This is a genomic window from Streptomyces sp. NPDC002754, assembly GCF_053592315.1.
The window spans coordinates 1-3,393 of record NZ_JBSFVM010000086.1 but is presented as its reverse complement, the minus strand read 5'-3'; the positions used below and the strand labels follow the sequence as shown (position 1 = coordinate 3,393).

Annotated in this window: 4 protein-coding genes; 2 read left to right on the top strand and 2 right to left on the bottom strand. The window is 71.9% G+C overall.

The window, feature by feature from the left end:
* Both ACWD2L_RS40950 and ACWD2L_RS40945 read left to right on the top strand, forming a co-directional pair.
* The coding region (locus ACWD2L_RS40950; protein WP_451193830.1) for an amidase family protein at positions 1-765 on the top strand (765 nt) is incomplete at its 5' end.
* Between the two features lie 95 nt (positions 766-860).
* A complete protein-coding gene (locus tag ACWD2L_RS40945) occupies positions 861-2,369 on the top strand; it encodes an MFS transporter (RefSeq protein WP_351333200.1) in 1,509 nt (502 codons plus the stop codon).
* 103 nt (positions 2,370-2,472) lie between these two features.
* On the opposite strand, the gene ACWD2L_RS40940 is transcribed toward ACWD2L_RS40945, so the two are convergent.
* Together ACWD2L_RS40940 and ACWD2L_RS40935 are read right to left on the bottom strand one after the other, a co-directional pair.
* A complete protein-coding gene (locus ACWD2L_RS40940) occupies positions 2,473-2,922 on the bottom strand; it encodes a nuclear transport factor 2 family protein (RefSeq protein ID WP_351333202.1) in 450 nt (149 codons plus the stop codon).
* Positions 2,919-3,254 carry a nuclear transport factor 2 family protein gene (locus ACWD2L_RS40935; RefSeq protein WP_351333205.1) on the bottom strand — a complete coding sequence of 112 codons (336 nt, stop codon included), beginning with the start codon at positions 3,252-3,254 and terminating at the stop codon, positions 2,919-2,921. The genes ACWD2L_RS40940 and ACWD2L_RS40935 overlap by 4 nt, the downstream gene beginning before the upstream one ends.
* Positions 3,255-3,393 lie beyond the last annotated feature (139 nt).

Below are 3,393 nucleotides of genomic sequence, written 5' to 3'. Positions count from 1 at the left end.
AGCGCGCTGCTGCTCGACATCGCCGCGGGCCCGCTGCTCGGTGACGCCTACGCGGCGCCCGGCGCGCCCGATTCGTTCGCCGCCTGCGCGCGGCGTGATCCGGGGCGGCTGCGGATCGGGCTGGTCACCTCCCTGCCGGGCGGCCCGGCGGTGCACGCGGACTCGCTACGGGCCGTGCTCGACGCCGCCCGGGTGTGCGAGGACCTGGGCCACGTGATCGTCGAGGCCGCGGCCCCGTTCCGGCCGGAGGAGGTCGGTGTCACCTCGGCCGCGCTCATGGGCGCTGACGTGGTCGCCCAGATCGACGCCCGCCTCGAACAGCTCGGGCGGCCGCTCGCCGACGACGACATCGAACCCTTCACACGGGTGATCCACGACCACGGCCGCACGCTCACCGGCGCCGATGTCAGCCGGGCGCTGCGGCGGGCGCAGGAGATCGGCTGGCAGGTCGGCGCCGCGTTCGAGGCGTACGACGTGCTGCTCACCCCGACGCTGGCGCAACCCACGCCCCGGCTGGGTGTCCTCGACACGCGCAGGCCGGAGACGATCTACGAACACGCCGCCGTGCAGTCGGCGTTCACCAGTGTCCACAACGTCACCGGCATGCCGGCGATGTCCGTCCCCTTCGGGTACGACGGTGACGGGCTGCCGCTGGGCGTCCAGTTCGCCGCCGCCAGGGGCGAGGGGCTGCTCGTCTCCCTGGCCGCACAGCTGGAACAGGCAGCGCCCTGGGACACCAACTCGCCGCCGCACACGCAGGTCTGACGCTCTCCCCAGTCCACCCCCCGCATGCCGAAGCGCCTCTACGCCGCACCCTCGCGCCTCGCGCCTCGCATCCCGCACCCGGACAAAGGAACACGATGGCAGACAACGTCACCCCGCGCCCCGCGGTGGTCTCCAAAGGGAGGGCGGTGGCCGTGCTCGTCCTGGTCATCCTCCTCTCGGAGGCCGCCACCTTCGAGGTCACGATGGTGTACCCGGCGATGCCGGACATCGCCAGTGAGTTCAAGACGCTGAACATCGCCTGGGTCGCCTCGATCGTCTCGCTCGCCGGGGCCACCGTCATGCCGCTGATCGGCAAGTTCGCGGACAAGTGGGGCAAGAAGCGGGTCATTCTCGTGCTCGGCCTCATCTTCCTCGCCGGCAGCGTGATCTGCGCGCTCGCGACGTCCTTCGCCATGCTGCTGGTGGGGCGGGCCCTGGAGGGCTGCATCGTCGGGATCGTCAACCTCTCCTACAGCCTCGTGCGCGACACCCTGCCGCGCGACTTCGTGCCCATCGCCCTGGGCGCCGTGGTGACCGGGGTCGGCATGGCGGCGCTCGTCGGCCCCTTCATGGCCGGCTGGCTCATCGGGGCCCACGGCGCAGCGGGTGTCTTCTGGTTCCTCGCGCTCTACGCAGCCGTCCTGTTGCCGTTCTACGCCTTCGTCATCCCCGAGAGCCCGGTGCGCGTCGACCGCCCCGTCGACTATGTGGGCACCATCCTGCTCGGTCCGGGCATCGGTGTGCTGCTGCTGGGTATCACCCAGGGCCGGACGTGGGGCTGGACGGCCGGCTCCACGCTCACCTGTCTGATTCTCGGCGTCGCCATGCTGATCGCGTTCGCGGCGTGGGAGCGTGTCTGCAGCCACCCGCTGATCTCGCTCGATGTGCTGCTGGGCCGGAGGTTCGGTCCCACCGTGCTGGCCGTCGCGTGCGTGTCGTACATGATGAACGCGCATGCGCTGATCAGCCCCACCTTGCTGCGGACACCGGAAGGCATCCCCGGACTCAGCTACGGCGCCGGGCTCTCCGCCACCGAACTGGCCCTGTGGACCTGTCCGTTGGGCCTCGTCGCCATGTTCGTCGGCCCGCTCGGCGGCTATCTGACCACGAGGATCGGAGCCCGCAACGTCCTCATCGCCGGCGCCGCCTGCTTCCTCCTGGTCATGCTCCTCGGTTCCCGACTGTTCACCGTGCAGTGGCAGATCGGCCTGGTGTCCCTGGCCGCCGGCTGCGCCAACGGCTTCCTGCACTCCTCCAACGCCAACCTGCTCCAGGACTCCCTGCCCGTCTCACAGAACGCGGTGGGCAACTCGATCGCGGGCATGACCACAGTGCTGTCCGCCGGTATCGCCACGGCGCTCACGGGCGTGGTCATGTCCGGCCATGTGCTGACGGTCGACGCGGCCGCCGGCTCCGTGGTCTACGCCGACAGCGCGCTCACCCATGCGTACGCGTACGCGGCGGCGGTGGGTGCCGTCGGCATGGTGGTCGCCCTGCTGATGAAGCACGGCCGTGCCCCGGCGCGCGGCGGTCTGATCGAGCCGGCGGAGGCGCTCCCGCCGGTCGGGGACGCACGGGTGCCCGCGAGCGGCGCGGCGGGCTGACTCCCCGGCGCCGCCCTGTTGGATATCCCGCGCCAACAGGCCCGCGCGGTACGGCCGCTGCTTCACGGCAGCGGCCGTACGGCGCGGGCCGTCGGGCGGCCGCCTATGCCTCCGGGTCGTCCGGCGGACGCAGCACGCCGAAGTCGCCCAGCTGGATCGTCATGCTGAACTTCCGGGCGTACAACGGCCATTGGCCGTCCGAGCACACCCAGCGGTCGTCGTACTCGCCGCAGCACTCGAAGAAGTGGCCCGCCCACGGGCCCGCGCCCTGGTGGTGCACGCGCGCGTACGTCAGGGACCGGGCCCGGTCGCCGCCCACCGTCACCCGGTGGTTGCCGAGGAGGTGCTGGGTGGGGCCGCAGCCGCCGAGATGGTCCCGGACCTTGGCGAGGATGTTCCGCACGCCGGAGGCGCCGTAGCCGGTCGAGTCCGCGGTGAAGGTGGCGCCGACACCCGGCCAGTCACGGGTGTCGAGTGCCGAGGCGAGCCGGGCGAGTGCCTCGGTGATGAGCCGGTGGTCGTCGACGCCCTGGTGCACCGTGTCCGCGGTCATGCTCCGTCCACCACCCCGGAGGCGAGCAGTTCCGGGGACTCGGTACGGCCGTCCAGGACCCGGTTCGTACGGACGGTCACGCGCCGGCCGCCGTCGGGGCCCCGGCGCAGCCGCCAGTGGTTCGCCGTGGCGCGGCGCAGGGTGAACGCGCCCGTGTCCGGATCGCGGACGGCCATGGTGGTGCAGCAGACCGCGTCGGCCTCGTTCCCGCGCACGCGTACGCGCGGTGCGCCCAAGACATGGGCGTAGCCCTGGGCGATCCACCGTTGGTGGTTGGGGGAGCGGACCATGGCCGCGATCTCCGTGCGCCCGGTCATCTCGGTGTCGCTCAACGGCCGTTCGCTTCGGTCGGGTTGAGGGGACGTCAGAGCTCGCGGGCCAGCGTGTACAGGGCGTCCAGCTGCTCGCAGTAGTGGTCCGCGGACCGTGCGGAGATGGAGGCGGACAGTAGCGTGGCTCCCGCGTCGCGCA

Excerpts from the sequence above, each read along its gene's own strand:
- ACWD2L_RS40945 (WP_351333200.1), top strand. The coding sequence starts at position 861 with ATGGCAGACAACGTCACCCCGCGCCCCGCGGTGGTCTCCAAAGGGAGG.
- ACWD2L_RS40940 (WP_351333202.1), bottom strand. The coding sequence starts at position 2,922 with ATGACCGCGGACACGGTGCACCAGGGCGTCGACGACCACCGGCTCATC.